26 protein-coding genes and 1 pseudogene are annotated in these 26,570 nt (G+C 73.1%); 18 read left to right on the top strand and 9 right to left on the bottom strand.

Annotated features, from left to right (window positions below; genetic code table 11):
• Positions 1-21: 21 nt before the first annotated feature.
• Positions 22-1,161, top strand: a complete 1,140-nt coding sequence (locus ACQP0N_RS15075; RefSeq protein WP_433120928.1) for an iron-containing redox enzyme family protein — start codon at positions 22-24, stop codon at positions 1,159-1,161.
• 303 nt (positions 1,162-1,464) lie between these two features.
• Here ACQP0N_RS15075 and ACQP0N_RS15080 read toward each other — a convergent pair whose 3' ends face one another.
• Positions 1,465-1,695, bottom strand: coding sequence for a CDGSH iron-sulfur domain-containing protein (locus tag ACQP0N_RS15080; protein ID WP_433120930.1), 231 nt, complete (start codon positions 1,693-1,695; stop codon positions 1,465-1,467).
• Positions 1,696-1,871: 176 nt separating this feature from the next.
• On the opposite strand from ACQP0N_RS15080, the pseudogene ACQP0N_RS15085 reads away from it, so the two are divergent.
• Both ACQP0N_RS15085 and ACQP0N_RS15090 read left to right on the top strand, forming a co-directional pair.
• Positions 1,872-3,283: pseudogene (locus ACQP0N_RS15085) on the top strand (hypothetical protein).
• Positions 3,284-3,505: 222 nt separating this feature from the next.
• Positions 3,506-4,648, top strand: coding sequence for a SigB/SigF/SigG family RNA polymerase sigma factor (locus tag ACQP0N_RS15090; protein WP_355052419.1), 1,143 nt, complete (start codon positions 3,506-3,508; stop codon positions 4,646-4,648).
• 63 nt (positions 4,649-4,711) lie between these two features.
• On the opposite strand, the gene ctaD is transcribed toward ACQP0N_RS15090, so the two are convergent.
• The 5 genes from ctaD to ACQP0N_RS15115 all read right to left on the bottom strand — a co-directional run bounded on the left by ctaD (position 4,712) and on the right by ACQP0N_RS15115 (position 10,385).
• Entirely contained in the window at positions 4,712-6,703 is a 1,992-nt protein-coding gene (gene ctaD / locus ACQP0N_RS15095) for an aa3-type cytochrome oxidase subunit I (protein ID WP_433120933.1), read from the bottom strand.
• A gap of 124 nt (positions 6,704-6,827) precedes the next feature.
• Positions 6,828-7,556, bottom strand: a complete 729-nt coding sequence (locus tag ACQP0N_RS15100) for an STAS domain-containing protein (RefSeq protein WP_433120935.1) — start codon at positions 7,554-7,556, stop codon at positions 6,828-6,830.
• Positions 7,557-7,648: 92 nt separating this feature from the next.
• Complete coding sequence (locus tag ACQP0N_RS15105) at positions 7,649-8,110, bottom strand: DUF4383 domain-containing protein (RefSeq protein ID WP_396833310.1); 462 nt, start codon at positions 8,108-8,110, stop codon at positions 7,649-7,651.
• A gap of 84 nt (positions 8,111-8,194) precedes the next feature.
• Positions 8,195-9,352, bottom strand: a complete 1,158-nt coding sequence (locus ACQP0N_RS15110; RefSeq protein WP_433120937.1) for a glycosyltransferase — start codon at positions 9,350-9,352, stop codon at positions 8,195-8,197.
• Between the two features lie 49 nt (positions 9,353-9,401).
• Positions 9,402-10,385: a glucosyl-3-phosphoglycerate synthase gene (locus ACQP0N_RS15115; RefSeq protein ID WP_357122207.1), complete on the bottom strand. Its 984-nt coding sequence runs from the start codon at positions 10,383-10,385 to the stop codon at positions 9,402-9,404.
• A 222-nt stretch (positions 10,386-10,607) separates the two neighbouring features.
• Between ACQP0N_RS15115 and ACQP0N_RS15120 the strand changes: the two genes are divergently transcribed.
• The 8 genes from ACQP0N_RS15120 to ACQP0N_RS15155 all read left to right on the top strand — a co-directional run bounded on the left by ACQP0N_RS15120 (position 10,608) and on the right by ACQP0N_RS15155 (position 19,310).
• Entirely contained in the window at positions 10,608-11,618 is a 1,011-nt protein-coding gene (locus ACQP0N_RS15120) for a Gfo/Idh/MocA family protein (protein ID WP_433120939.1), read from the top strand.
• The gene (locus ACQP0N_RS15125; RefSeq protein ID WP_433120941.1) at positions 11,611-12,699 is read left to right on the top strand and encodes a zinc-binding dehydrogenase; all 1,089 of its coding nucleotides are present in this window, start codon (positions 11,611-11,613) and stop codon (positions 12,697-12,699) included. Before ACQP0N_RS15120 ends, ACQP0N_RS15125 begins: the two co-directional genes overlap by 8 nt.
• 41 nt (positions 12,700-12,740) lie before the next feature.
• On the top strand, positions 12,741-14,354 hold the full coding sequence (locus tag ACQP0N_RS15130; RefSeq protein ID WP_433120943.1) for an ABC transporter ATP-binding protein: 1,614 nt from the start codon (positions 12,741-12,743) through the stop codon (positions 14,352-14,354).
• Between the two features lie 2 nt (positions 14,355-14,356).
• Positions 14,357-14,506 (top strand): hypothetical protein, encoded by a 150-nt coding sequence (locus tag ACQP0N_RS15135; RefSeq protein WP_433120945.1) that lies wholly within the window; start codon positions 14,357-14,359, stop codon positions 14,504-14,506.
• A gap of 66 nt (positions 14,507-14,572) precedes the next feature.
• On the top strand, positions 14,573-16,864 hold the full coding sequence (gene secA2 / locus ACQP0N_RS15140; RefSeq protein WP_433120947.1) for an accessory Sec system translocase SecA2: 2,292 nt from the start codon (positions 14,573-14,575) through the stop codon (positions 16,862-16,864).
• A 179-nt stretch (positions 16,865-17,043) separates the two neighbouring features.
• Positions 17,044-17,784, top strand: a complete 741-nt coding sequence (locus ACQP0N_RS15145; RefSeq protein ID WP_433121640.1) for a GAF and ANTAR domain-containing protein — start codon at positions 17,044-17,046, stop codon at positions 17,782-17,784.
• A gap of 128 nt (positions 17,785-17,912) precedes the next feature.
• Positions 17,913-18,404, top strand: coding sequence for a DUF2231 domain-containing protein (locus ACQP0N_RS15150; RefSeq protein WP_433120949.1), 492 nt, complete (start codon positions 17,913-17,915; stop codon positions 18,402-18,404).
• 147 nt (positions 18,405-18,551) lie between these two features.
• Complete coding sequence (locus ACQP0N_RS15155) at positions 18,552-19,310, top strand: class I SAM-dependent methyltransferase (RefSeq protein ID WP_433120951.1); 759 nt, start codon at positions 18,552-18,554, stop codon at positions 19,308-19,310.
• Between the two features lie 267 nt (positions 19,311-19,577).
• Here ACQP0N_RS15155 and ACQP0N_RS15160 read toward each other — a convergent pair whose 3' ends face one another.
• Together ACQP0N_RS15160 and ACQP0N_RS15165 are read right to left on the bottom strand one after the other, a co-directional pair.
• Entirely contained in the window at positions 19,578-20,528 is a 951-nt protein-coding gene (locus tag ACQP0N_RS15160) for a DUF3500 domain-containing protein (protein WP_355052429.1), read from the bottom strand.
• 15 nt (positions 20,529-20,543) lie between these two features.
• Positions 20,544-20,936: an ankyrin repeat domain-containing protein gene (locus tag ACQP0N_RS15165; RefSeq protein WP_355052430.1), complete on the bottom strand. Its 393-nt coding sequence runs from the start codon at positions 20,934-20,936 to the stop codon at positions 20,544-20,546.
• Between the two features lie 137 nt (positions 20,937-21,073).
• On the opposite strand from ACQP0N_RS15165, the gene ACQP0N_RS15170 reads away from it, so the two are divergent.
• The 7 genes from ACQP0N_RS15170 to ACQP0N_RS15200 all read left to right on the top strand — a co-directional run bounded on the left by ACQP0N_RS15170 (position 21,074) and on the right by ACQP0N_RS15200 (position 25,692).
• Positions 21,074-21,529: a cysteine dioxygenase gene (locus ACQP0N_RS15170; protein WP_433120953.1), complete on the top strand. Its 456-nt coding sequence runs from the start codon at positions 21,074-21,076 to the stop codon at positions 21,527-21,529.
• A gap of 37 nt (positions 21,530-21,566) precedes the next feature.
• Entirely contained in the window at positions 21,567-22,052 is a 486-nt protein-coding gene (locus ACQP0N_RS15175) for a rhodanese-like domain-containing protein (RefSeq protein WP_433120955.1), read from the top strand.
• A 49-nt stretch (positions 22,053-22,101) separates the two neighbouring features.
• Positions 22,102-22,668, top strand: a complete 567-nt coding sequence (locus tag ACQP0N_RS15180; protein ID WP_433120957.1) for a winged helix-turn-helix domain-containing protein — start codon at positions 22,102-22,104, stop codon at positions 22,666-22,668.
• A gap of 258 nt (positions 22,669-22,926) precedes the next feature.
• On the top strand, positions 22,927-23,532 hold the full coding sequence (locus ACQP0N_RS15185) for a winged helix-turn-helix domain-containing protein (RefSeq protein WP_357122068.1): 606 nt from the start codon (positions 22,927-22,929) through the stop codon (positions 23,530-23,532).
• Between the two features lie 44 nt (positions 23,533-23,576).
• The gene (locus tag ACQP0N_RS15190) at positions 23,577-24,224 is read left to right on the top strand and encodes a uridine kinase (RefSeq protein ID WP_433120959.1); all 648 of its coding nucleotides are present in this window, start codon (positions 23,577-23,579) and stop codon (positions 24,222-24,224) included.
• 151 nt (positions 24,225-24,375) lie between these two features.
• Positions 24,376-24,774: a TraR/DksA family transcriptional regulator gene (locus ACQP0N_RS15195; RefSeq protein ID WP_355052436.1), complete on the top strand. Its 399-nt coding sequence runs from the start codon at positions 24,376-24,378 to the stop codon at positions 24,772-24,774.
• Positions 24,775-24,822: 48 nt separating this feature from the next.
• On the top strand, positions 24,823-25,692 hold the full coding sequence (locus ACQP0N_RS15200) for a DUF72 domain-containing protein (protein ID WP_433120961.1): 870 nt from the start codon (positions 24,823-24,825) through the stop codon (positions 25,690-25,692).
• 38 nt (positions 25,693-25,730) lie between these two features.
• Here the strand turns inward: ACQP0N_RS15200 and ACQP0N_RS15205 are convergent, their stop codons facing one another.
• Positions 25,731-26,534, bottom strand: coding sequence for an alpha/beta fold hydrolase (locus ACQP0N_RS15205; protein WP_433120963.1), 804 nt, complete (start codon positions 26,532-26,534; stop codon positions 25,731-25,733).
• Positions 26,535-26,570 lie beyond the last annotated feature (36 nt).

Below are 26,570 nucleotides of genomic sequence, written 5' to 3' on the forward strand. Positions count from 1 at the left end.
CCCGACGACCCTGGAGGTCCCATGCCGGAACCCGCCGACCGCCGTTATGGTCCCGCGCCCCTGCCGCAGCCGCGCGGCCCACTGTCGGCGGCGGTGACCGACGCGCTTCGCCGCGCGCCGTACGACCTGCCGGCGTACCTCGGCGTCGACCTCGACCCGGCGGACCCGGTGACCGACGAGGACCTGCAACTGACCCTGTTCCTCTGCTACGAGCTGCACTACCGGGGCTGGCAGGGCGTCGACGAGGGCTGGGAGTGGCAGCCCACGCTGCTGGCCCTGCGGGCCCGGGTCGAACGCCCCTTCGAGGCGGCGCTGCGCCGACTGGCCGGCGTACCGGCGATGCCCGCTGGCCGCCACGCGGCGGAGCTGGCGGGCCGGGTCGCGGCCGGGCTGGCCGAGCTGGTCGCGGCCGATGACGGGCCGTCGCTGGCCGCCGCGCTCCAACGGCGTGCCGACCTCACCCAGTTCCGCGAGTTCGTCGCCCACCGCTCGGTCTACCACCTGCGCGAGGCGGACCCGCACAGCTGGGCGTTGCCGCGCCTGGGCGGTCCCGCCAAGGCCGCCCTCGTGGAGATCCAGACTGACGAGTACGGCAACGGGCGGTTGGACCGGATGCACGCCGAGCTGTTCCGGCGCACCCTCGAACGGCTGGGTCTGGACATCAGCTACGGCGCTCACCTGGACGTGGTGCCCGCCGTGACCCTGGCGACCAACAACCTGATGTCCCTGTTCGGGCTGCACCGACGGCTGCGCGGGGCGCTGCTCGGGCACCTGGCGGCCTTCGAGATGACCTCGTCCCTGCCGAACCGCCGCTACGGCAACGGGCTGCGCCGCCTCGGTTTCGACGAGGTGGCGACCCGCTTCTACGACGAGCACGTGGAGGCGGACGCGGTGCACGAGCAGATCGCCGCGCACGACCTGTGCGGCGGCCTGGTCCGGACCGAGCCGGCGCTCGCCCCGGACGTGCTCTTCGGCGCGGCGGCGGCGCTCGCGGTGGACCGGCTCTTCGCGGCGCACCTGCTCGACAGTTGGGCGGCCGGCCGCAGCTCGCTGCGGTCACCCGCCCCGCCGACCCCGCCGCCGACCGTCCCGCTCGTCGGGTCGACCCCGGTGACTCCGGCGGCCTCGGGGGGCGCGCGGGAACAGATCGCGCTCGTCTGATCCGAAGGTCCGCCGCAGCCGCCGGACCGCTGGCTGTGCCGGCGGGTCGGCCCGGTCGACCGTCGCCCTGGCCGCCGGACCGCTGGCTGTGCCGGCGGGTCGGCCCGGTCCACCTTCGCCCTTTGCTCTGCTTCCACCGAGGCGACAGTGACGGGCCGTGGGTGTTGCGTCCGTGGAAGCAGAGCAAAGGAAGCGAACCTGGTGGCGCCCGGCGGAGCGAGCCTGGTGGCGTCCGCTGAAGCGAGCCTGGTGGCGCCCGGCGGAGGCGGCCGCGCCCGTCGTGAGGGCCGTGACGACGTCGGCTCACCCCTCGCGGGTGGTCCCCGCCCGGAAGTTGACCATCTTGTGGGTGCCGTCGCAGAACGGCTTGAGCGCCGACTTGCCGCAGCGGCACAGCGCCACCGTGCCCCGGTGGGCGTCGATCCGCTCGCCGTCCGGGGTCACCAGCGCGAAGTCGCCGCGGACGAGCAGTGGACCGTCCTCGTACGGGGTGATCGTGGCGGCGGCGGGCTCGCTGGTGTCGTCGGTGCGCATGGGCCCCGATGTGCCCGGCCCAGCCCCGGTGAAACCTGCGCGGCCGATCGCCGGTGATGACCGGCGCAACCCGCTGACCAGCGGATTGTGACTGCCGGGTGGGTGATGCCCCGTTTGAACCCCATCGGGACGGGAAGCCGGGCCGCGTGGTGAGCGAACGAGGCAAGGTGGGGCCGGTGCACAAGGTGCACAAGGGGCTCACGGCCGATGGCGCCGGTCTGGCCGGCGACCGGGTCGTGGCCCAGGGCAGCGCCGCCCGGGTGCTGGTCGCCGCCACCGCCCGGGCGCTGCGGGGCGCGGACTGCGCCGACCTCGGGCACACCGGGCCGATCTCGCGGTTCCCGACGGCGCCCGAGCCGGTGCGCCGGGCTGCGGCGACCCGGGCCGCCGGGCGGGTCGCCCTCACCGTCGACCAGATCGGTGAGGTGGACGCGGCCCGGGTGGCACGCTGGTTCGTCGACCAGTACCCGCGCCGCAGCTATCCCGGGGTGCTCATCGGCTCGCCGCACGGTGCGGCCGCCCACCTGGCGATCGCTCTCGGCGTGCCGTGGCTGCCCGCCGGCTTCGAGATGACCGTGCACTGGAGCGACGGGGCCGTGGACCGTCCCCGGGACGCGCTGGCGCACGGGGCGCGCTCGCCGAGCGGCTGGTCGGCGGCAACCCCGACGTGCACCTGCGCCAGGTGCACTGCCCGGCCAGTCGGGGAACCCTCACCGGCGTCACCGTGTCCCTGGCCGCCCGCTGGCGGTCGCTGCCGGCCGCGTACGCGCAGTTCCTGACCGACCGGCTGAGCGCCGACGCCCCGGTGCTGCTGGTGCGGGACGCGCGCACGTGGCCCGTGCTGGAACGCGGGCCCGGGTACAGCTTCCAGGTCGGCTGCCCGGCGAGCGGACTGGACCCGGTGGACTTCCATCCCGACAGCCACGCCCTGCGGCAGGTCCTGCGGGCGGTGGGCGGCGACGCCGCCCGGTGGGCGCCACCGGAGGTGTCGGTGCCGTCGGGCGACGCCGAGTACGGCATGGACCCCGGATTCGAGCTCGCCGCCCGGGACTTCGCGGGCCGTCACGGGCGCCCGCTGCATCGGGTGCTGGTGCCCCGGCCGGGAGCGTTGAGCGCCGCGGTGGCCGACCTCTACCGGCGCTGGTTGCGGGCCGCCGGCAAGACCGGTGACCGGTTGGTGGTGGAATGCGGTCGGCTGCTCGATCCGTGGCAGGTGGTGCGGGCGGGGCTGGTGCCGTACTGGTGCGAGAACGCGACCCGCCGCAGCGTGGACGAGGCCGAGTGGTGGCTGGCCGGCAGCGAGGAGTTCAGCTCGGTGGACGTCCTGCCCGAGCCGCCCGGTATGCGCTCGCCCGCCCTGGCCGGGCTCCCGCAGTGGTTGGCGGTGGCGGGCTTCGGCCGACGACGCCGGGCGCTGGACCGGACCTCCGCGCGGGGCTATCCGGTGACGTCCGTGCCAACGCGCCGGGCCACCGAGGTCATGCGCGCCCAGCCGTACGACCTGCCCGTCCCGCCCCCGCTGGGGGTCGCGGAGGCCCTGTCGGTGCTCCGTGACACCGGCGGCCACCAGGGGTTGCTCGTCTCCTGAAGGGGAGGACGCCGAAACTTCCTCGCGAACCCGGGGTCCCGTGATTGAGTACCTACGGAGCGGGAACATCGCTGGCTGCGACGACCTGATCGCGCTGCGTAGAGATGTTGTCGCCCGCTGGCATCCCAGTCACTGACCCACTTTCCGGCCCGGTGCGTGGCTCGACCACGCGCACGACCGGTTTCCCGATCCGGGCGGGGGACCTTCCTGAGGGAGGCGCGGATGTTCGGACAGACGAGCACGACCACGACCACACCACCACCCACCGAGCGTGGTCTGGAGGACCTGGACGCGGCGGCGCTGGCGTACGCGGCCCGGATCGAAGGGCTGCCGCCGGAGCGGCGACAGGAGGCGCGGGACGACCTGGTCCGCTTCGCGCTGCCGTTCGCCGGCCGGCTGGCCCGCCGTTACCGGGGGCGGGGCGAACCGCTGGAGGACCTGGAGCAGGTGGCCCGCCTGGGGCTGGTCAACGCCGTCGACCGGTACGACCCGGAGCGGGGTTCGTTCACGGCGTACGCGGCGATCACCATCGTGGGCGAGATCAAGCGCCACTTCCGGGACCGAACCTGGGGCGTGCACGTACCCCGGCGGCTGCGTGATCTGATCCTCGAGGTGGGGCAGGCCACCGCCGCGCTGACCAGCGAGTTGTCCCGCGCGCCATCGGTGGCCGAGCTGTCGGCCCGGCTGGAGACGCCGGAGGAGGAGATTCTCGCGGCGTTGGAGTCGGCAGCCGGCTACAGTCCGGCGTCGCTGAACGCGCCGGTCGGCGGGGAGAGCTCCGCGGAGTTCGGCGACCTGGTCGGCGAGTCGGACAACGCCCTCGAATCGGTCGACGACCGGGTGACGGTGAGCGGCCTGCTGCACCGGCTGCCCTGGCGTGAGCGCCGCATCCTCGCCATGCGCTTCTACGGCAACCAGACCCAGGCGGAGATCGCCGCCCGATTCGGCATCTCGCAGATGCACGTGTCCCGCCTGCTGTCGCGGGCGCTGACCTGGCTGCGGCAGGCCATGCTCGCCGACGCCCCACCGCCCTGGCAGAACGGCGCCGCCGAACCGGATCCGGGCAAGACCCGCATCTCGGTACGGCAGAACGGTGACCGGGTGGTTGTCGAGGTCGGCGGCGAGGTCGACCGCGACGGCGCGGACCAGCTACGCCGCGCGATGTTGGAGGCTGTCACCGGCCAGCCGAGCGAGGTCGTCGTCGACCTGGTCGGCGCGGGCGGGTTCGACGCCGGTGGGATCGCCGCGCTGGTGGCGGGTCGGGAGGCAGCCGAGCGTACCGGCGTGCCGTTGCGGCTGACCCGGGTGCAGCCGGCGGTGCGCCGCTCGCTCACCGCCGCCGGACTGCCGCCCGCCCGGGACTGATCCGCCGACGACAGCAGGGGCCCGACACCGCACAGGTGTCGGGCCCGTGGCGCGTACCGACTCTCAGCGGTCCTGGTCCTCGCCGTCGCTGTGCGGGTGCCGCCAGCGTTCGTGCGGCTTCGGCGCGTCCTGCGCGTCCTGCGGCGCGTCGCTCTGCTCGAAGCTGGGCCGGCGTACGCCCTCGGGCACCGGCACGTCCACCGGGCGGGCGCCGGACTCGGGGGCCGGGTGGTAGCGGGCCGCCTCCGGGGCGCCGTGCGCGCCCTCGGGGGCGGGCGACTCGGGCGCGTGGTGCTCGAGGTGTATCTCGTCGCCGAAGTGCTGCGGCGGCTTCGTGGTGCGCTGCGGCAGGTCCCGGCCCAGGTCGGCGACGAGCGGCCCGTACTTCAGGTCGAACGCCGGCCGCTCGGAGCGGATGCGGGGCATCTTGTCGAAGTTGCGCAGGGGCGGCGGGCAGGTGGTCGCCCACTCCAGCGAGTTGCCGAAGCCCCACGGGTCGTCCACCGTGACCATCGCCCCGTACCGCCAGGACTTCCAGGCGTTGTAGATGAAGAAGAGCGTGGACAGGCCGAGGATGAACGCGAAGATGCTGGAGATGGTGTTCAGCGTGGTGAAGCCGTCGCTGGGCAGGTAGTCGGCGTACCGGCGGGGCATGCCCTCCGCGCCCAGCCAGTGGTGCACCAGGAAGGTGCCGTGGAAGCCGATGAACATCGTCCAGAAGTGCGCCTTGCCGAGCCGCTCGTCGAGCAGCCGTCCGGTCATCTTCGGCCACCAGAAGTAGTAGCCACCGAAGAGCGCGAAGACCACCGTGCCGAACACGACGTAGTGGAAGTGCGCCACCACGAAGTAGCTGTCGTGGGTGTGCCAGTCGACCGGCGGGCTGGCCAGCAGCACCCCGGTGAGGCCGCCGAGAAGGAAGGTCACCAGGAAGCCGATGGCGAACAGCATCGGCGTCTCGAAGGTGAGCTGCCCCTTCCACATGGTGCCGATCCAGTTGAAGAACTTCACTCCGGTGGGCACCGCGATCAGGTAGCTCAGGATGCTGAAGAACGGCAGCAGCACCTGCCCGGTGGCGAACATGTGGTGCGCCCACACCGTCATGGACAGCACGGTGATCGCGATGGTGGCCAGCACGATCCCGGTGTAGCCGAACAGCGGCTTGCGGGAGAACACCGGGATGATCTCGGTGATGATGCCGAAGAACGGCAGCGCGATGATGTAGACCTCGGGATGGCCGAAGAACCAGAACAGGTGCTGCCAGAGCATCGGGCCGCCGGTGGCCGCGTCGTACACGTGCGCGTTGAGCAACCGGTCGGCGGAGAGCGCCAGTAGCGCGGCGGCCAGCAGTGGGAAGACGAGGATCACCAGCACGCTGGTGAACAGCATGTTCCAGGTGAAGATCGGCATCCGGAACAGGGTCATGCCGGGCGCGCGCAGGGTCAGGATCGTGGTGATCAGGTTGACCGCGCCCAGGATGGTTCCCAGGCCGGAGAGCACCAGGCCCACCACCCACATGTTCGCGCCCACGCCGGGGCTGTTCTCGACGCTGCTCAGCGGGTTGTAGGCGGTCCAACCGAAGTCCGCCGAACCGCCCGGCGCGGCGAACCCGCCGATCACCATCAGGCCGCCGAACAGGTACAGCCAGTACGCCAGCGCGTTGAGCCGGGGGAACGACACGTCCGGCGCGCCGATCTGGATCGGCACGATGAAGTTGGCGAATCCGAAGGCGGCGGGCGTGGCGAACAGCAGCAGCATCACCGCGCCGTGCGAGGTGAAGAGCTGGTTGTACTGCTCGGAGGAGAGGAACTGCAGGCCCGGCCGGGCCAGCTCGGCGCGCATCACCATCGCCTGCAGGCCCGCCACCAGGAAGAACCCGAAGGAGGTCAGCAGGTACAGCACGCCGATCTGTTTGTGGTCGGTGGTGGCGAGGAACTTGATCAGGGAGTTGCCGGGGACCGGCGTCCGCAGCGACCCGGGAAAGCCCCCGAAGCGGGCCGGTGCCAGGATCGCCGGCCCCCGATCGCGAACGGGTTCCGTGGTTACCCGCTTGGGCATGGCTGCTCACCCCGTCGTGACGGCAGAAAGGACGGGCGTGCCTACCCGACCCTTGCACCATGTAACCAGGCTTAAGCGGTGAATTCGGTCAGATCGCTGGTACCGGTCGAAGTGCCCCGCGGCCTCAGGCCGCCGGCACCATCGCCCAAACGGCCTTGCCCTCGCCCGCCGGCACGCTGCCCCACCGCTGCGCCAGCTCGCGGACCAGCAGCAGCCCTCGGCCACCCTCCGCCCGCAGGTCCAAACCGGCGGGTTGGGCCGCCGCCGGGCTGCCGTCCACCACGGCCAGGTGCAGGTACGGCCGCCGCAGCGTCACGGTCACCTGCATGGGGGTGCCCACGTGCCGGACGACGTTGCCGACCAGTTCGGTGAGCACGAGAGCCGCCGGGCCGGCCGCGTCGGGCAGGTTCCACCGGGCGCACGCGTCGCCGACCAGCTCCCGGGCTCGCCGGCACGCCTCCGCCACCGGCTCCAACCGGGCGCGGATCCGCAGCGCTCCCTGCGCGCCGGCCACCCTCGTCGCCTCCGCGCAGTCCTGCGAGACCGGAACCACCCGGCACGTCGTCGACTCGGCCAGCCACCGGGCGGCGGCCGGCGGCGGGGCGCAGAGCACCACCGGCACGGCCGGCCACTCCTCGGCACGCCGGGCCGTCGCCGCGAAGACCGACAGCGCCAACCGGTCCCGCACGGTCACGTGGGCGAGGTCGACCACCAGCGCCTCCGGCTGGGCCGCCAGCGCCCCGTTCAGCGCGTGGTGCACCGACCGCATGGTGCCCAGGTCGAGGGCGCCGGTGAGCCGGACGACCGCCACCGGTGCCGTGTCGCGCACCTCGCAGGTGATCCGGCTGGCCATCGGGGCGTCCTCGATTCGCTTGTGGGTCGGGATCTGCCCACTACCCGAGGTGCCGCGCCATCAAACCGGACCGGTCGCCACGGCGACGCGGCTCACGGTCGCCGGGGCCGCGCGGTCAGCAGACCCAGCGCGATCAGACCGAGGCCCAGGCCGAGGTGCAGCCAACCGTCGGCGGCGTTGACCGGCAGGACGTTCGCGCCGGTGTCGTGGTCCACCGCCAGTCCGTAGAGCCAGAGCACCAGGTAGACCGCGCCGCCGCCGACCAGGAAGGTCCGCGCGCCGCCGACCGTCCGCGCCAGCGCCAGGCCGACGACCCCGAACAGCAGGTGTACGAGGTTGTGCAGCACCGACACCTGGAAGGCGCCGAACAGGAACGCGCCCGAGGTGTGCCCCGCGAAGCGCAGGTTCTGCGTACCGCTGGTGATCCCCGGGACGAAGCCGAGCACACCGACCAGCAGGAACACGACGGACGCGGTGCTGGCCGCGCGGCGTACCGGCGGCTTGCCGTCGGCCGGGTTGGCCCGGGCCCGGGAGTGCGCCATCGGTCCGACCATCACCGGCTCCCTCGCTGCGCGGCAGGCGTACGGATGCGCCTACCCGTCGCCGCCGGGGGCAAACGCGCCGGCGGCGACCGCGGCTCAGACCGGTTGCAGGCGGGGCGTGGTCGCCAGCTCGCGGACCCGCTGGTACAGCTCGACGTAGCGCTGGGCCATCACCGCGGGCGTGAACCGCTGCGCCGCGACCCGGCGGCACTCGTGCGGGTCGAGCAGGTCCGCGGCCAGCACCAGATCGGCCAGCTCATCCTCATCGCCGGTGAGCAGGCCGGTGCGTCCGTGCTCGATCAACTCGGGCAGGCAGCCCCGGGCGGTGGCCACCACCGGCGTACCCAGGGCCAGCGACTCGACCACGGCCGTGCCCCCCGGCTCCTCCCAGCGCAGCGGGAACAGCGAGGCGCGGGCGCTGGCCAGCAGGTCGTCGCGCTCCTGCCCGGCCACGGTGCCGACCCAGCGGACCAGGTCGCCGTCGACGTGCGGCGCCACGTCGTCGAGGAAGAACCGCACGTCCGGGTTCTGCCGGGCCTCGTCGCCGGCCGCCGCCAGGTCCGCCGGGCGGTGGTACGGCCCGACGGGACCGGCCAGCACCAGCGGTACGCCGATCCGCCGCGCGAGCCGCGCGCCCACGTCCTGCCCCTTGCCCGGGTTGATCCGCCCGAGGATGAGCAGGTGATCGCCCTTGGGCGGACCGGGCCGACGGTCGGCGTCCACGGCCAGCGGGGTGGACAGGTGCACGTGACCCACCGAGTGCTCCCGCAGCGCCAGCGGCGCCCGGGCCAACTGCGACGCCGAGACGCCGTTGACCCGGACCCGGTCGCCGCCGTCGAGAGTGCCGTAGAGCGCGGGGTGCTTGGCCAGGTCCCAGTGCAGGGTGTGCAGCACCGGCGGCCCGGACGGTCCCATCGCGGTGAGCGTGGCCAGCCCGACCGCCTCCACGTGGTCGTGCACCAGGTCGATGTCGTCGCGGGAGTGCAGCTCGCGGACCACCCCGGCCAGGTGCGCCTGCGCGATGCCACAGACCTGGTTGTAGGGCCGTTGCAGCGCGCCGAACTGCCCGTCGGAGAAGACCGACACCTTCTCGTCCACCGGCAGAGCGCTGGACTCCACCGAGGCGAGCACCACGCGTACGCCGAGCCGCCGCAGCTCCGGCACCAGGGTCGCGATCACGTTCTCGATGCCGCCGTACCCGGGTGGGGGCACCGACAGCCACGGGCCGGCGTTCATCAGCACGGTGAGGCTCATCGGCGGTCCTTTCGTACCCGGGCGGTGGCCGGCCGCCGAAGCGGGGCGCTCACGCGGCCGCCACCCGTCGGCGGGGGAGCCGGTGGCGCAGCTCGGCCAGCGGCGGGCGCTCCTCGATGGACACGTCGCTGACCACGACCTCCCGGTCCAGGTTGGGCAGGGTGTCCGACCCGCCCCGGCGGAACTGGGTCAGCAGCGCCTCCGGCATCAGACCCGGGGTCGCCCAACCGCGTCGTTGCAGCCGGGACCACGCGGTCAGCATGATCTGCGCGGACATCCGGCCCAGCGCCGCCGTGTCCTGGTGACGGTGCTTGCGTTCGCCCAGGTCGACCTGCGCCAGCGCGTCCAGACCGACCAGGTCCAGCAGGTCGATCATCATGGCGGTCTCCACGCCGTACCCGGAGACGAACGGCACCCGGGCCAGCACGTCGCGGCGGCCGGCGTACTCACCGGCGAGCGGCTGCACGAAGCCGGCCAGTTCGGGCCAGAAGAGATTGAGCAGCGGTCGGGCCATCAGTTCGGTCACCCGCCCGCCGCCGTCCTGCTCCACCGTGGCGGATCCGACGAGCGGGCGGTGGTAGAAGCCCTTCACGAAGTCCACCGACGGGTCGGTGAGCAGCGGCCCGAGCAGGCCGGTGACGAAGTGCGGGCGGAACTCCCGCAGGTCGGCGTCGATGAACGCCACCACGTCGCCCCCGGCGGCGGCCAGCCCCGCCCAGAGCGCGTCGCCCTTGCCGGTGAGCCGCGGCAGGCCCCGGGTCATCGCGTCCTGGCTGACCACCTCCGCGCCGGCGGCCCGGGCCACCTGGGCGGTACGGTCGGTCGACCTCGAATCCACCACGATCAGCTCGTCGACGAGCGCGACCCGGTCCATCAGGTGCTCCCGGATGGTCGACACGATCGCGCCGACCGTCGCCTCCTCGTTCCGTGCCGGCAGCACCACGCTGACCCGGCTCTCACCCTTGGCACGAAGCAACCGGCGTGCCGGCCAGTCCGCCGCCGACGTGGTCCGGTACGTGGCCCACGCCTCCACCACCGGTGACACGGTCGTATCCCGCACGGGCACCCCCTCTTTTTCGTGCGTGGTACAAGCAGGGCTCTAGTTCCCACTTGCCGCCTCGCGCTAACCGTTCCCAGGGCAACAGCTTGATCACGACGTGGCATCGGCGCGTTCCCGGGGGATGAACGTTTGATTGCGCGCATGCCAGGGGACTGCTCCCGACGGAGCCGAAACGTTCTCGGGAGAGGTTGTCGGATGGTCAGCTGTCGGGTGGGCCTGGTCGGTGCCGGGGGAGTGGCGCAGCGTCATGCGCGGGTGCTGTCCGGATTCGACGACGTCGAGATCGTCGGGGTGACCGACGTGGTTCCGGAGGCGGCGGCGGAGCTGGCCGCGCGGCACGCTTCGCGGACCTTCACCGACGTGGCCGAGCTGCTGGCCGCCGGCCCCGACGCGGTGTACGTCTGCGTACCGCCCTTCGCGCACGGCCCCGCCGAGGAGGCGGTGATCGACGCCGGGGTGCCGATGTTCGTGGAGAAGCCGGTCGCCGTCGACCTGGGCACCGCCGAACGCATCGCCGACCTCGTCGCCCGGCGTGGACTGCGCACCGCCGTCGGGCACCACTGGCGTTACCTGAGCGTGCTCGACACGGCCCGTGAGCTGCTCGCCGACCGTCCGGTGCGGATGGTCAGCGGCACGTGGCTGGACAAGGTGCCGCCGGTGGCCTGGTGGTCGCGGCGCGACCGGTCCGGCGGCCCGGTCGTCGAGCAGGCAGCCCACGTGCTGGACCTGATCCGGGTGCTGGCCGGCGAGGTGACCGAGGTCACCGCGTACGGCAACGGCACGCCACCGCCTGTCGACGGCGCCGACATCGACTCGGTGACCACCGCCACGCTGCGCTTCGCCAGCGGCGCGGTCGGCACGCTCAGCGCCGCCTGCGTGCTGGGCTGGAAGCACCGCGCCGGCCTGGAGATCCTCGCCGACGGGCTGGCCCTGTCGCTGGGCGAGGACGGCCTGCTGATCCGTGACGCCGACGGCGAACGGCACGTCCCGGCCGATCCGGAGGCCGCCCGGGTGGCGGTGGACCGCGCGTTCGTCGACGCCGTCCGCGGTGTCGGCGACGACGTGCGGGTCCCGTACGCCGAGGCGTTGAAGACCCAGCGGCTCGCCCTCGCGGTGGCCGACTCGGCCCGCGGTGGCCGGATGATCCGACTCACCACGCCCGCCGATTCGGGCGTCGTGAGCACCGGGGTGACCGTCGATGCCTGATCGGGTCGTCGCGGTCACCGCCCCCGGTCGGGTGGAGATCGTCGAGCAGGAGGCCGCGCCGCTGCGGCCCGGCACGTTCCGCGTCGAGACGATGTTCAGCGGCGTCTCCGCGGGCACCGAGCTGAGCTACGTCAAGGGCACGAACCCCTACCTGAACGTCACCTGGGACGCCGACCTCGGGCTCTTCCAACCCGGCGCGGCCAGCACCCCGTACCCGGTGACCCGGCTGGGTTACATGCAGGTGGGCCGGGTGGTGGAGAGCGCGACCCCGGCGGTGGCGGTGGGCACGGTCGGCGCGATGACGTACGGGCACCGCACCGGCTGGCTGGCCGACCCGGTCGCCGAACGGTTCGTGCCGCTGCCCGACGACCTGGACCCGCTGCTCGGCGTCTACGTCGCGCACATGGGCCCGATCTGCGCCAACGGTCTGCTGCACGCCGCCGCCGATCTGCACGGCGCGGACGTCCGCTCGCTCGGCGACGGGGTACGCGGCCGGCGGGTCGCGGTGGTCGGCGCCGGAGTGGTGGGCCTGCTGACCGCCCTGCTGGCCCGCCGGCACGGCGCCGCGTCGGTGGTGGTGCTCGACCCGACCCCGCAGCGTCGTCGGGTCGCCGACGCGCTGGGCCTGGAATCGCTCGACCCGGAGGCGGACGACCCCGCCGTGGTGCTGAAGACCCGGTGGGCCCATGTCGCCGGCGACCGGGGCGCCGACGTGGTGTTCCAGTGCCGGGGACAGGCGTGGGCGTTGCACCTCGCGCTGCGGCTCCTGCGCCCGCAGGGCACCGTGATCGACCTGGCCTTCTACCAGGGCGGCGCGGATGCGGTGCGGCTCGGCGAGGAGTTCCACCACAACGGCCTGGCCCTGCGCTGCGCGCAGATCGGACGGGTGCCGCGCGGGCTCGCGCCCACCTGGGACCGGGAGCGGCTCTCCGCCGAGACCGTCGACCTGCTGCGGACGTACGGGGACGTCATCCGCAAGCACCTGGTCTCGGCGGTGGTCCCGTTCGACGAGGCGCCCACCCTGCTCACCGACCTGGCCGAGCGCCGCCGCCAGGAGCTACAGGTGGTCCTGGCCGGTTGAGGAGCCGTCGCGGGGTGAGCGGGCCGGCTACCGTTCGCCCCATGAGCACCTCGACGGACACGCCGGTCGACAGCCGCCCGATCGGTCTTCGCGCCCTGCTGCCGTACCTGCGCGAGCATCGGGGCACCCTCGTCGTGGTGGGCGTGTTGTCGCTGGCCGGTTCGGCGGCGTCACTGGCCCAACCGCTGCTCACCCGGTCGGTCCTGGACCGGATCGGCCGCGAGCACCCGGTCTGGTGGCTGGTGGCGGTGCTGGTGGGGCTCGTGGTGCTGGGCGCGGCGATCGGCGGCCTGCGCGACTACCTGTTGCAACGCACCGCCGAAGGGCTGGTGCTGGGCACCCGGCGACGGCTGGCGGCCCACCTGCTGCGGCTCCCCATCGCCGAGTACGACCAGCGGCGTATCGGCGACCTGCTCTCCCGGGTGGGCTCGGACACCACCCTGCTGCGGGCGGTGGTGACCTCCGGCCTGTTCGAGGTGGTCACCGGAGCGGTGATGGTGGTCGGGGCGGGCACCGCGATGGTGCTGCTCGACCCACTGCTGTTCGGCGTCACTCTGCTCGGGGTGGGCCTCGGGCTGGGCTTCGCGGCGACCTTTGCCCGGCGTGTCCGGGCGTTGGCCCGCGCCGCCCAGGAGCGGGTCGGCGAGATGACCTCGGCGGTGGAGCGGGCGATCTCGGCGGCCCGGACCATCCGGGCCAGCCGGGCCGAGGCGCGGGAGGCGGACACCGTCGCCGTGAGCGCCCGCGAGGCGTACGGGGCGGGGTTGCGGGTGGCCCGGGTGCAGGCGCTGATCGGCCCGATCGGCTCGGTCACCGTGCAGGGGGCGTTCCTGCTCGTGCTCGGCATCGGCGGGGCGCGGGTCGCCGCCGGGGCGATCTCCGTGGGCGATCTGGTCGCCTTCGTCATGTACCTGTTCCTCCTGGCGTTGCCGCTGGGCCAGGTGCTGCGCGCGTACACCCAGTTGCAGTCCGGTCTGGGCGCCCTGCAGCGGATCGAGGAGATCCTGGACGTGCCGGCGGAGGGCGCGGCGGACCGACCGACGGCCGGGCCCGCGACGACGACCCCGCGCCGGCCCGCACCCATGATCGAGTTCGACCGGGTCGGGTTCGGCTACCCGGGCGGCGCGTCGGTGCTGCACGACGTCAGCTTCGCGGTGCCGACCGGCACCCGTACCGCCCTGGTCGGCCCGTCGGGCGCCGGCAAGTCGACGCTGCTGGCCCTGGTCGAGCGCTTCTACGAGGTCAGCGCCGGCGCGGTCCGGGTCGACGGCGTGGACGTGCGGGAGCTGCCCCGCGACGCGCTGCGGGCCCGGCTCGGCTACGTGGAGCAGGAGGCGCCCGTGCTCGCCGGCACGCTGCGCGAGAACCTGCTGATCACCGCCCCCGACGCGACGGACGACCGGTTGCGCGAGGTCCTGGACGAGGTCAACCTCACCCACCTGGCCCAGCGCGCCCCGCAGGGCCTCGACGTGCAGGTGGGGGAGGGCGGGGTGCTGCTCTCCGGGGTGAGCGGCAGCGGCTGGCCATCGGGCGGGCCCTGCTGGCCGGCCCGCCGGTGCTGCTGCTCGACGAGCCGACCAGCAACCTCGACGCGCGCAACGAGGCCGCGCTGCGCCGCGCCATCGACGCGGTGGCCGTGCGCCGTACGCTGCTGATCGTGGCGCACCGACTCGCCACCGTGGTGGACGCCGACCAGATCGTCGTCCTCGACGGCGGCCGGGTGGTGGCCGTGGGCACCCATGCCGAACTGACCGCCACCGACCCGCTCTACCGGGAGTTGGCCACCCACCAACTGCTGGTCGCCTGAGGGGGCCCAACTTGCCGGGCGGCCGGGCCGCCCGTGTCGGTCGAGAATCGCGTACCGTTGCCGCTCATGGGTGTGTCGCAACGGTTCAAGAGCAAGTTCCGGCGTTTCCTCCAGCGCCCGGGATCAACCGTGGATCTTGCTCCGCTGGAGAAGCTGCTGCCGGCGATCGCGGCGCGCGAGGACGACCTCGCCGCGCTTGACGACGCCGAGTTGACCGAGGCCGCCGGTGCCGCCACCGGCTACGAGGAGATCTGCGCGGTCGGCCGCGAGGCCGCCCGCCGGGGCCTCGACCAGCGGCCGTACGACGTGCAGCTACTCGGCGCGATGGCGCTGCTCTCCGGCAAGGTCGCCGAGATGGCCACCGGTGAGGGCAAGACGCTGACCGCCACCATCGCCGCGTACGGGCACGTCCGGCTGGGCAACGGTCCGGTGCACGTGCTCACCGTCAACGACTACCTGGCCCGCCGGGACGCCCAGTGGATGGAGCCCGTCTACACGCTGCTCGGCCTGACCGTCGGCTGGGTCAACGAGGCGTCCACGCCCCAGGAGCGGCGCGACGCGTACTCCTGCGACGTCACCTACATCTCGGTCAGCGAGGCGGGCTTCGACTACCTGCGCGACCAGCTCGTCACCGACGTCGAAGACCGCGTGCAGCCGGTGCTGACCACGGCGATCATCGACGAGGCCGACTCGATCATGATCGACGAGGCCCGGGTGCCGATGGTGCTCGCCGGCGCGGTGCCGGGCGAGCAGGACCCGGTGCACGCCGCCGCCGCGCTGGTGCGCGGACTGCGCAAGGGCCGGCACTACACGATCGCCGAGGACGGCCGCAGCGTGGCGTTCACCTCCGCCGGCCTGGCCGCCGTCGAGGCCAAGCTCGGCATCGACCTGTACGACGAGGAGCACGTCGAGCAGCTCTCCGCCGTCCACGTGGCGCTGCACGCCCAGACCCTGCTGCACCGTGACGTGGACTACATCGTCCGGGACGGCTCGGTCGAGCTGATCGACGAGATGCGCGGCCGGGTGGCCCAGCGCCGCCGCTGGCCCGACGGGCTCCAGGCGGCGGTCGAGGCCAAGGAGGGGCTGGACGCCACCGCCGAGGGTGAGGTGCTCGGCACCATCGCCGTGCAGGCGTTCATCGCGCTCTACCCGAAGGTGTGCGGCATGACCGCCACCGCGGTGCTGGTCGGCGACCAGTTGCGGGAGTTCTTCGACCTCGAGGTCGCGGTGATCCCGCCGAACACGCCGTGCGTCCGCGAGGACGAGCCGGACCGGATCTACGCCACCCGCGCCGAGAAGGACGAGGCGCTGATCGACGAGATCCGCCGCTGCCACGACGCCGGGCGGCCGGTGCTCGTCGGCACCCTGGACGTCAAGGAGTCCGAGGCGCTGGCCGCCGGGCTCAACGCGGCCGGCGTGTCCTGCGTGGTGCTGAACGCCAAGAACGACGACGAGGAAGCGGCGATCATCGCCGAGGCCGGCGCGTACGGCGCGGTGACGGTCTCCACCCAGATGGCCGGCCGGGGCGTCGACATCCGCCTCGGCGGCAGCGACCAGGCCGACCGGGACCGGGTGGCCGAGCTGGGCGGCCTCTACGTGATCGGCAGCGGCCGGCACGACAGCCGCCGCGTCGACGACCAGCTGCGGGGCCGCGCCGGCCGACAGGGCGACCCGGGCGGCTCGGTCTTCTTCGTCAGCCTGGAGGACGACCTGGTCGTCCGGCACGCCGCCGACGCGGTGCCCCCGTCGCCGCGGATGAACGCGGACGGCCTGGTCACCGACGAGCAGGTCGACTACGCGGTCGAGCACGCCCAGCGGGTCGCCGAGGGCGTCAACCACGAGATCCACCGCAACACCTGGCGCTACAGCGTGGTGATCGAGCAGCAGCGCATCGCCCTGGCCGCCCGCCGCGAGCGCCTGCTGACCAGCGACGTGGCCGCCCTGATGCTGCTGGACAAGGAACCCGAGAAGGCCGGCGAGATGGACGAGGACCTGCTCGCCCGGGCGGCCCGGTCGATCGCGCTCTTCCACCTGGACCGGCTCTGGGCCGAGCACCTGGCCGAGCTGTCCGAGGTCCGTGAGGGCGTACACCTGCGTGCCCTGGGGCGGCTCGACCCGCTGGACGAGTTCCACCGGGCGGCGGTGCCGGCGTTCAACAACCTCGTCCCGGAGATCGAGGCGCGCACTATCGCCACGTTCAACGAGACCGAATTCGATGAGGACTGGGAGCCCGAGGACGGCACCCTGGTCCGGCCGACCGCCACCTGGACGTACCTGGTGCACGACAACCCGTTCGGCTCCGAGCTCGACCGGCTGATCGCCTCGATCGGTCGGCGGCTCAGCGGCGCGTCGCGCTGACCTGGCTCGCCGGGGTCTCTGCCGTACCTCCGGGTAGGGCGGAGACCCCTGCTCGCGCCGTTTCGATCCCGGTTTGCGAGGGTAGTAGGGCGGGTCGGTCAAGGCGGAAGAGAGCAGACGATGGCACACGTGACGACGTCGGCGGGATGGGCGCGAGGGCGTACGAGGGCAGTGCGACGGTGAACCTGGACACGCGGGAACCGGTGGTCGAACGACTCGGTGTGCTGGAGACAGCCGCGCTGCTGCGGGAGCTGACCGCCGGCCTGATTGGCCTGACCGATTTCGATGAGGCACTGCTGGCGCTGGTCCGGGTCACCCGGGACGCGGTGGCCGGGGTGCGCTGGTGCGGGTTCACCGCGCTGCGCGCCGGCGAGCCGGCCAGCCTGGCCGCCTCCGACGACCGGATGGCCGGCCTCGACGACCTGCGCCACGGGCCCGACACGCCGGCCATGAGCGCGATCCGACGCCGCGAGATGATCCTCGCTGTCGACCTGGCCGGCGAGCCACGGTGGCCGACCTGGACGCCGCGCGCCCGTGACCTCGGCGTCCGAGGGGTGATCTCCGCGCCGGTGGACATCGACGACCAGGTGATCGGGGCGATCAACCTGTACGCCGCCGCGCCCGACGTGCTCACCCCGCAGCACCAACTCACCGCGATGCTGCTCGCCGAACACGCCGGTCTGCTGCTGGCCGCCGTCCGGGACCGGGGCCGCCAGCAGGCGCTCGCCGGGGAGCGGGACGCCGCGCTCCTGCACGAGGGTGTCGTCGGCCAGGCGATCGGGGTGATCATGACGCAGCGGGGGTGCCCGGCCGCCGAGGCCCTGGACGTGCTGCGTACCGCCGCCTCGTCGCTGGACATACCGCTGCGCGAGGTCGCCGAACGCCTCGTACGGACGGTCTCCCGCCCCCGCGAGACCTGACCGTCGAACGGTGCGGGTGGATGCCCGTTCTCCCGGTCGGCGGCGAGTCGGGCGGCGTCGTTTCACCTCTCGGGCGCTCGGGTAGCACTCTGGTACCGATGGACTGCGCCTGACCCTGGGGAGGCCCCATGCAGAGCCGGCTGCGGGTGCAGGGGCACCCCATCCAACCGATGTTGGTGACGTTCCCGCTCGGGCTCTTCGTCAGCGCCACGGTCTTCGACCTCACCGATGTCGCCGGGGGGCCGGTCTTCCTCGGCGAGGTCGGCTACTGGACCGGCGTCGCCGCCCTCTTCGCCGCCGCCATGACGGCCATCGCGGGCATGGTCGACCTGTGGGACGTGCCGGTCGACGGCACCCGCCGTACCGCCATCGCCTTCAACCTGGTGAACGCCGCCATGGCAGGGCTGTTCCTGATCACCAGCCTGGTCCGCGCCCACTCGCCGGATCGCGGCGCGACGGCCGCGACCCTGTTCACCGAGCTGCTGGCGCTGACGGCCGGCGGGGTCGGGGTGTACCTGGGCGCGCGGCTCATGCGCCAGTTCGACGGGGGTCGCGTCGAGACCGGCAGCCTGGACACCCTCGCCGGTGGCACGGTCGAGGTCGTCCGCCCCCGCCCGTGACCGACCCGGTTTTGCTTGATCGACTCGGTTTCTGGAAAGACGGGGCGTCGGCGGCTCGGTGACAGGACGGCTTCCAGGAACGCGAGTCGATCGAGCGCCGGGTAAATGGATTGCCGCTCGGGTGGCGGGCCGGCGAGGCTGATCGCCGTGACTGACGCGCCTACCGCCGAGGACCTGATCGCGGAGGCCGCCGCCGCGCCCGTCGACGGCTGGGGTTTCGACTGGCTGGCCGGCCGGGCCACCGAGGAGCGTCCACCCTGGGGGTACGCCCACCTCGTCGCCGACCGGATGGGTCGCGCCGCCGCCGCGCTGGACGTGGACACCGGCGGGGGCGAGGTGCTGGCGGAGGTCCCGCGCCCGCCGAAGGTGCTGGTGGCCACGGAGGCGTGGCCGCCGAACGTCCTGGTGGCACGACGGAACCTGCGCCCGCTCGACGCGACGGTGGTGGCGGTCGCGCCGGACTCGGCGCTGCCGTTCCGGGACGGCTCCTTCGACCTGGTGGTGAGCCGGCACCCGGTACGCACCGACTGGGCGGACACGGCCCGGGTGCTGCGCCCCGGGGGGACGTACCTGTCGCAGCAGATCGGGCCGGGCACCATGCGGGAGCTGAGCGAGGCGATCCTCGGCCCGCTGCCACCCCCGGACGGCCGGCACCCAGAGGAGGCGGTCGCTTCCGCTGAGTCGGCGGGCCTGCGCGTGGTCGACCTGCGCCGGGCCACGCTGCGCGCGACGTTTCACGACATCGGCGCGGTGGTCTGGTTCCTGCGCAAGGTGGTCTGGACCGTGCCGGGCTTCGACGTGGACCGCCACCGCGCGCCGCTACTCGCCCTACACCGCCGCATCGTCGAGCAGGGCCCCTTCGTAGCCCACGCCCAACGCTTCCTCATCGAAGCAACCCACCCCTAACCCCCTCCCACCCCCGCGCCCCGCCCCCCGCGCCGATCTTGCACTTACTGTTGGCGTTTTGCACCATTGACGCCTTTAGTCGCCACAGAAATCGCAAGATCGACGAGAAGAGGGCTGGGGGAGGCGGGGGCGGCATCGCGTGGACGGCGCCTCTCCGCCGCCAGCCGATCATGGACTTGTGGTGGGCGTTATGCGCCCGCTCGCGTCCTTCGTTCCCACCACGACTCCATGATCGCCAAGGGCGGGGCGGGGCGGGGCGGGGGCGGGTTAGTGGGGGTGGGAGTTGTGGTGGGCGGCCAGGATGTCGGCGCCGAAGTCGCTGGCGGGGCGGCGGAGCACGGTGTGCGCGTGGTTGCCGTCGTCGCTGGTGTTGTCGTACTCGATCAGCAGGTCGTCGCCCTGCACCCGGTAGTAGTGGCGCTGCCCCGGGTTGGTCGGCCCGGCCCAGGCGAAGTGCAGTGGGCCGCCGGCTAGGCGGGTCGCCTCGCGTACGGCCAGCTCGGGTGGCAGCCGGTCCAGGTAGAGCGCGACGATCTGGTCGAGCAGCGCCCGGCCGGTGGGGCCGAGTCGGTCGGCCGGTACGCCGAGAGGTTCGAGTGGCCCGTCGACCCGGGGACGGGTGGCGCTGATGATGTCCGTCGGGGCCTCGTCGGCGATGATCGCGGCGGCCCGTCCGGCGGGGCCCAGCGCGTCCAGCAGGGCGCGGCCCAGATCCTCCTCCACGCCGAGCGGTCGGGAGACGGGCCGCCCGGCGTACCGCACCGCGGCCGGGTTGGCGCCGAAGAAGACCGGCGCGGGGGAGACCTGGTCGTCCACGATGGTCATGGTCACCGACAGGTGGTGCCCCTCGAGCCGCCACGCCCAGCGGTCGTCGCGCGCCGGGTCGCCGAACACGGCGATCCAGTAGTCGCCGCTGTGCCGCCCGCGACGCCACCCCTCGGCCCGGTCCAGGACCTCCTCCAGGGCGATGATCGCCATCGCCTGGGCGTACGCCGACGGGCTGAGCGCGGTGGCCAGCAGCCGATGCGCGGCCTTGCGCCCGGCGATGTCCAGCCCGGCGAGGCAGACGCCGGGGCGTGGGCGCGGCCGGTACTCCAGCCAGCGCCGGGCGGGCTCGTCGTCGAACGGGTACACGACGTCGACGCGGGTCGCGGGGTCGAGCGCGGTCAGCAGCGCGCTGCCGGCGGCACGCATCTGTTCGGGCAGAGGATCTTCCACCGCCCCTGTATACCGTCAGTCGGCCCGCAGCAGCCGCACCATGTCCGGCAGGTCGAAGAACTGCGCGGTTTCCAGGGCGGAGGGGTTGCCGTACGCCGGGTCGGCTCCGGCGGCGAGGAGCGCGCGGACGGCGTCGGCGCTGCTCCGAAAGACCGCGGCGGCCAGGGCGCTCTGACCTCGGTCGTTGGTACGCGTGTGGTCCGCGCCCCGGGCCAGCAACGCGGCCACCGTGTCGGGGTGGGAGTGGTAGGCGGCCAGGATCAGCAGGGTGTCGCCCTTGTCGTTGGTCAGGTTGACCGGCAGACCGGCGTCGACCTGGGCGGCCAGTTCGTCGGCGGCGCCCGCGCGGGCCAGGTCGAACATCCGGTGCGCGAACGCCAGGGTCTCGGCGTCGAGGTCGTCGGTCACCGGTCCAGGCTAGGGCGCGGCGGAGGACTCCGCACCCGGGCCGGTCATCTCGGCATGTGGAATTACCTACTAAACCTATAGGCTTTGCCGTCTAGAGTACGGGGGCACCCCACGCACCGACCCGCGAGGAACCACCGATGACCCACGATCGCCCGGCCACCGACCTGCTCGCCGTCGCCGCCCGCTGGGCCGACCCGGCCGGCTGGCCGGTGACGCTGCGCTTCGATCCCAGCGAACGCTGGTACGCCCGGCTCGCCACCGCCGACGACCACGAGGTGTGGGCGCTGAGCTGGCTGCCCGGCCAGGGCACCGACCTGCACGACCACGGCGGCTCCGCCGGCGCGTTCCGGGTGGTGGCCGGCGCCCTCACCGAGGAGACGGTCAGCCGGGGACGGCTGCTGCCCCGCGTGCTGCCCGCCGGTGCCGGCCGCCGTTTCGGCGCTCACCACGTCCACCAGGTCACCAACCGCGGCGCGGACCCGGCGGTCAGTGTGCACGTCTACCGGCCCGCGCTGCGCCGGATGACCCGCTACGACCTCGTGGACGGTCGGCTGCGCACCGCCGAGGTCGCCGAGGCCGGCCGGTCCTGGTGAACCGCCCCGACCCCCTCTCTCCCGGAAGGAATCGATAATGCAGCTCACCGCCGAGCACTGTCCGGCGCCCGTGCCACCGCCGGGCTCCCGGGGCATCGACGAGATCCTGGCGGCCGCGCGTGCCCGGCTCGACCGGCTGGACCCGGAGCGGGCGCACCTCGCGTACCGGGCCGGGGCTCTGCTGGTCGACATCCGGCCGGCGGCCCAGCGCGCCGCGCACGGCGTCGTGCCCGGCGCGCTCACGGTCGAGCGCAACGTGCTGGAGTGGCGCTTCGACCCGCGCTGCCCGGCCCGGCTGCCCGAAGCCGTCGACTACGACGTGCCGGTGGTGATCCTCTGCCAGGAGGGCTACACCTCGTCACTGGCCGCCGCCGCGTTGCAGGACATCGGCCTGCGCCGGGCCACCGACGTCGACGGCGGGTTCGCCGCCTGGCGCATCGCCGGCCTGCCGGCGCTCGGTCCGACCCCTGCACCGCGCAACCCCCTCGCACCCCCGGTCACCGCCGGTTGGGCGCGCCGCTGACCCCCACGCCGCACCGGGCGTGGCGGGCGTACCGCCATCAGGAGGCACGATGTCCGTCGTCGCGATCCCCACCCGTCCCTACTCGCCGGGTCACCCGGGACGGGCCGTCGGCCGCCCGCGCACCGGACCGACCCTGACCATCACCCTCGACCTGGCTCCCGGGCCGATGAGCCCCCGGCTGGCCCGGCTGGTGCAGTTGCTCGGCGAGCTGGCCGAGGCCGGCGAGGGTCGGCTGGGCCCCGTCGACGACGTACCGCAGACGCCGCGCCCGCTCGCGCGCCCGACCGTCGTCGACGCGTCCGCGGTGGCCGACGCCGCCGACGTCCGCATCCTGGCCGGGTCGCGGACCGTCCGGCACGGCGACCGGGTGGTCGCGCTCACCCGCATCGAGTACGACCTGCTGCTCTTTCTCGCCGAGCGTCCGCACCGGGTCTTCACCCGCCTGCAGCTGCTGTCGAACGTCTGGGGCTACGAGCACGCCGTGGCCCGGACCGTGGACGTGCACGTCCGGCGGCTGCGCGCCAAGCTCGACGGCGCGGAGGTGGTCACCACCGTCTACGGGGTGGGTTACCGCCTCGGCGACGAGGCGCGGATCAGCGTGGACCACACCCGCTGAGCGGGCCGGGTGGCCGGCCGGGGCGCGGCGGCATCCGCATGGTGAACAGGACGGGGACCCCCGCAACGGGGCATCCGGGTGGCTCTGCTGTAATCATCTGGCTTCGTACGCAGAGCGAGCGTCTGGCTCCGATGCGTTCGTCAATTGTCACATTCATGCAACGCAGCCGCCTCTTGACCCTCGCCCGGACGCCGGGAAGCATCGATGAAGCGGCGTCCCGGGCCGTGGGGAGATACCCGGACCAGCCCAAGGAGGACCATGTCGGTCAGCCCCGCCTCGTCGCGCGCCGGATGGCATACGTCCCAACCCGCGGTGCCCGGTCGACCTCCCGGCGGTCAACGCCGCCCGGCGAACACCGCCGCGCCCGTGCTCACCGTGACGCTGTCGATCCCGCTGACCTGCGAGGAGTCGCTGACGCCGCCGGCCCTGCGGCTGCTCGAAGCCGCCCGTGAGCTGCTCGAACGTGGCGAAGGCGTGGTCACCAGCTCCGCTCCGGCCGAGCGCCGCGCCGACGGTGTGCCGGCCAACCGGTCACCCGTGCGGGCCCTCACCCCGACGATCCCCGCCCTGCACATCCTCGCGTCGTCCCGGTCGGTGCTGCGCGACGACGAGCCGCTGCCCCTGACCCGGTTGGAGTTCGACCTGCTGCTGCACCTCGTCGCACACCCCCGCCGCGTCTTCACCCGGCTGCAACTGCTCAACGCCGTGTGGGGCTACGAGCACGCCGGGGTCCGCACCGTCGACGTGCACGTGCGCCGGCTGCGCGGCAAGGTCGGCGTCGACGTGCCCCTGGTCACCACGGTCTACGGCGTGGGCTACCGGTTGGCCGACGACGCGCGCGTCACCGTCGACCGCACCGGCTGACCGCCACCACCGCCCGCCGCTTTCCGGCGGGGCAGGATGGACCGGTGCGCATCCGTCCCATCTCGCCCGACCTGCTCGTCGCCGAACTGACCGGCCGCCTCGCCGAGGCCTCGGCCACCGTCGAGCCCGCCCGGCTGCGCGTCGCGGTCGACGGCGCTCCCGCCGCCGGCCCGGACGAGCTGGCCGCCGCGCTGGTCGACCCGCTGCGCGCACGGGGTCGTCCGGTCCTGCACGTACGCGCCGACGACTTCCTCCGGCCCGCGTCGCTGCGCTTCGAACTCGGCCGGACCAACCCGGACGCCTACTACGAGGGCTGGCTCGACGAGGCCGGCCTGCGCCGTGAGGTGCTCGAACCGGCCGGCCCCGGCGGCGACGGGCGGGTGCTGCCGTCGCTGTGGGACCCGGTCGCCGACCGGGCCAGCCGCGCCGCGTACCTCGATCTGCCGCCGGGCGGCGTGGTCCTGGTCAGCGGCGCGCTCCTGCTCGGCGGAGCGCTGCCGTTCGACGTGACCGTCCATCTTCAGGTGTCCACGGCGGCCCTGCGTCGCCGCACCGATCCGGCCCGGGGGTGGACCCTGCCGGCCTTCGACCGTTACGCCGACGAGGTGGTTCCCGCCAGCTTCGCCGACGTGGTCGTACGCGCCGACGACCCCCGCCATCCCGCGCTCGTCGAGGCTGGCGGCGAGGGCTGAAATTGGCTCGTTTGCGGGCCGGGTCCGGCGGGTACTCGCCCGGCTCACAGAGCGTGGGTGATCGCCCGCGTACCGCATGCGACCGCTACCCGGGGCACCACGCCGCCGGACCCGGTTCACGGGAACCACAGGCCAGGAAAGGCAGGCAGCGATGCTCGTCCACGACACGGTCGACACCGGCCGCTCCCAGACGGAGATCGACCAGATCCGGCAGTCCCTGCAGGCGCGCTACGACGACCTGACGGCGGAGTACGACCAGGCCGTCCTGCAGAGTCAGGTGCTGCGTCTGGTGGAGGTCGGTGACACCGCCGGCGACGACCAGGCCGACAGCGGCACCAAGACGGCCGAGCGGGACACCGCCCAGTCCCTCCTGCGCACGATCCTCGACCGACGCGCCCAGTACGAGCACGCCCTGGGCCGCCTCGCCGAGGGCACGTACGGCTGGTGCGAGGGCTGCAAGGCGGCGATCCCGGTCGAGCGGCTGGAGATCTTCCCGGCCGCCACCACGTGTGTCACCTGCAAGCAGACCCGCGAACGGCGGGCGGCCTGAGCGACGGCAGCGGTTGCCGGTCGGTCCGCGACACGATGGACTCCACCCATGGGTGACATTCTGGTGGGCACCGCGTCCTGGACCGACCGCACGCTGCTCGACTCGGGTTGGTATCCCCAGACGGCGGACAACCCCGAGAAACGCCTCGCGTACTACGCCCGGCAGTTCCGACTGGTCGAGGTGGACGCGACCTACTACTCGCCGCCGGCCGAGTCGACCGCGCGGCTGTGGGTCGACCGCACGCCCGCCGGGTTCACGTTCAACATCAAGGCGTTCAGCCTGTTGACCGGCCATCCCACCCGGGTCAACGCGCTCTACAAGGACCTGCGACCGGAGACCGACAAGAAGAACGTCTACCCCGACGACCTGCCCGCGCAGGCGTACGAGGAGGTGTGGACGCGCTTTTTGTCCGCGCTGGACCCCCTCGTGGAGGCGGGCAAGCTGGGCGCGCTGCTGTTCCAGTTCCCGCCCTGGTTCACGATCAAGCGGGCGAACAAGCAGTACCTGCTGGAGGTGGCGAAGCGCTGCGCCCCGCTGCGACCGGTCTACGAGTTCCGGCACGCCTCCTGGTTCGACGGCGACAACGCCGACGAGACGCTGACGTTCCTGCGCGAGCACGACCTGTCGTACGTCTGCGTGGACATGCCGCAGGGTCACCGCTCGTCGGTGCCCCCGGTGCTGGCCGCCACCGGTGACCTGGCCGTGATGCGCTTTCACGGCCACAGTGACAAGTGGACCAGCAAGGACATCCACGAGAAGTTCGGCTACCACTACTCCAAGCGGGAGCTCAAGGACTGGGCACCCAAGCTGCGGGAGTTGGCCGACTCCGCCGGCCAGACCCACGTGCTCATGAACAACTGCTACCGCGACTACGCACAGACCAACGCCACGACGCTGATCGGGCTGCTGGACACCTGACCGCCCCGCCCGCTGAGTCGCCGAATGGCGGGTGCCTCCTACCGGGGTGGGCGGTTGCGGGCGTGCGCGTCCGCGAAGTCCCAGACTGCCGGGACGAGGCGCTTCGGGGTTTCCAGCTGTGGCAGGTGGCCGGTCTCGGTGAGCAGGACGAACTCGGCGCCCGGGATGGCGGCGGCGTAGGCGCGGCCGTAGTCCGGGTCGGCGATGCGGTCGTGGTCTCCCCAGATCACACGGGTCGGGAGAGCCGCCGCGGACAGGCGTTGGCGCAGGGTCGGGTCACTCATGGACGTGTCGCCGGTGTAGACGGACAGCGCGGCCCGGTTCCCGGCCAGCACCGCCTGCTGCTGTGGGTTCATCGTGCTCGGGTCGATCAGAAACCTACCGGGCTCGTAGTAGCTGTGTTGGGCGATCTCCGGCAAGGTCAGCGCGAAGAAGTCCACCACGGGGTGGCCGGGGACCTCGATGCCGACCGCGTCGACCAGCTCGATGCCGCTGATCCTGGTGGTGTCGAGCAGGGCCATCTCAGCGGCGATCCAGCCGCCGATCGAGTTGCCGACGACCGTCACGTCGTCGAGGTTCAACCGATCGAGTAGGGCGACGTAGAGCTGGGCGAGCTGGCCGATCGTGGTGAGCGGGTCGGGGCGCTGAGTGCCGCCGAAACCGGGGTGGGTCGGGGTGATCACGTGGGCGTGGCACTCGGCGGCCAGCAGGTCGGCGAACTCCGTGACGGTCTGCGGGCCGCCGCCGCCGTGCAGGACGAGGAACGGATGGCCGTCGCCGCGTTCGGTGTAGGAGACGGGCGTGGTTGTACCGGCGATGTCCAGGTCGTGGATCTGCATCATGCGGTCCTTCCTAGGGCCGAGCGGCTGGGCGACAGA

The organism is Micromonospora sp. CA-246542 (assembly GCF_050942905.1).
Lineage (GTDB): Bacteria > Actinomycetota > Actinomycetes > Mycobacteriales > Micromonosporaceae > Micromonospora.

Excerpts from the sequence above, each read along its gene's own strand:
- ACQP0N_RS15120 (WP_433120939.1), top strand. The coding sequence starts at position 10,608 with ATGGTCAGCTGTCGGGTGGGCCTGGTCGGTGCCGGGGGAGTGGCGCAG.
- ACQP0N_RS15100 (WP_433120935.1), bottom strand. The coding sequence starts at position 7,556 with ATGGCCAGCCGGATCACCTGCGAGGTGCGCGACACGGCACCGGTGGCG.
- ACQP0N_RS15205 (WP_433120963.1), bottom strand. The coding sequence starts at position 26,534 with ATGATGCAGATCCACGACCTGGACATCGCCGGTACAACCACGCCCGTC.
- ACQP0N_RS15110 (WP_433120937.1), bottom strand. The coding sequence starts at position 9,352 with ATGAGCCTCACCGTGCTGATGAACGCCGGCCCGTGGCTGTCGGTGCCC.
- ACQP0N_RS15150 (WP_433120949.1), top strand. The coding sequence starts at position 17,913 with ATGCAGAGCCGGCTGCGGGTGCAGGGGCACCCCATCCAACCGATGTTG.
- ACQP0N_RS15105 (WP_396833310.1), bottom strand. The coding sequence starts at position 8,110 with ATGGTCGGACCGATGGCGCACTCCCGGGCCCGGGCCAACCCGGCCGAC.
- ACQP0N_RS15080 (WP_433120930.1), bottom strand. The coding sequence starts at position 1,695 with ATGCGCACCGACGACACCAGCGAGCCCGCCGCCGCCACGATCACCCCG.
- ctaD (WP_433120933.1), bottom strand. The coding sequence starts at position 6,703 with ATGCCCAAGCGGGTAACCACGGAACCCGTTCGCGATCGGGGGCCGGCG.
- ACQP0N_RS15090 (WP_355052419.1), top strand. The coding sequence starts at position 3,506 with ATGTTCGGACAGACGAGCACGACCACGACCACACCACCACCCACCGAG.
- ACQP0N_RS15175 (WP_433120955.1), top strand. The coding sequence starts at position 21,567 with ATGCAGCTCACCGCCGAGCACTGTCCGGCGCCCGTGCCACCGCCGGGC.
- ACQP0N_RS15075 (WP_433120928.1), top strand. The coding sequence starts at position 22 with ATGCCGGAACCCGCCGACCGCCGTTATGGTCCCGCGCCCCTGCCGCAG.
- ACQP0N_RS15170 (WP_433120953.1), top strand. The coding sequence starts at position 21,074 with ATGACCCACGATCGCCCGGCCACCGACCTGCTCGCCGTCGCCGCCCGC.
- ACQP0N_RS15130 (WP_433120943.1), top strand. The coding sequence starts at position 12,741 with ATGAGCACCTCGACGGACACGCCGGTCGACAGCCGCCCGATCGGTCTT.
- secA2 (WP_433120947.1), top strand. The coding sequence starts at position 14,573 with ATGGGTGTGTCGCAACGGTTCAAGAGCAAGTTCCGGCGTTTCCTCCAG.
- ACQP0N_RS15200 (WP_433120961.1), top strand. The coding sequence starts at position 24,823 with ATGGGTGACATTCTGGTGGGCACCGCGTCCTGGACCGACCGCACGCTG.
- ACQP0N_RS15185 (WP_357122068.1), top strand. The coding sequence starts at position 22,927 with ATGTCGGTCAGCCCCGCCTCGTCGCGCGCCGGATGGCATACGTCCCAA.
- ACQP0N_RS15125 (WP_433120941.1), top strand. The coding sequence starts at position 11,611 with ATGCCTGATCGGGTCGTCGCGGTCACCGCCCCCGGTCGGGTGGAGATC.
- ACQP0N_RS15180 (WP_433120957.1), top strand. The coding sequence starts at position 22,102 with ATGTCCGTCGTCGCGATCCCCACCCGTCCCTACTCGCCGGGTCACCCG.
- ACQP0N_RS15195 (WP_355052436.1), top strand. The coding sequence starts at position 24,376 with ATGCTCGTCCACGACACGGTCGACACCGGCCGCTCCCAGACGGAGATC.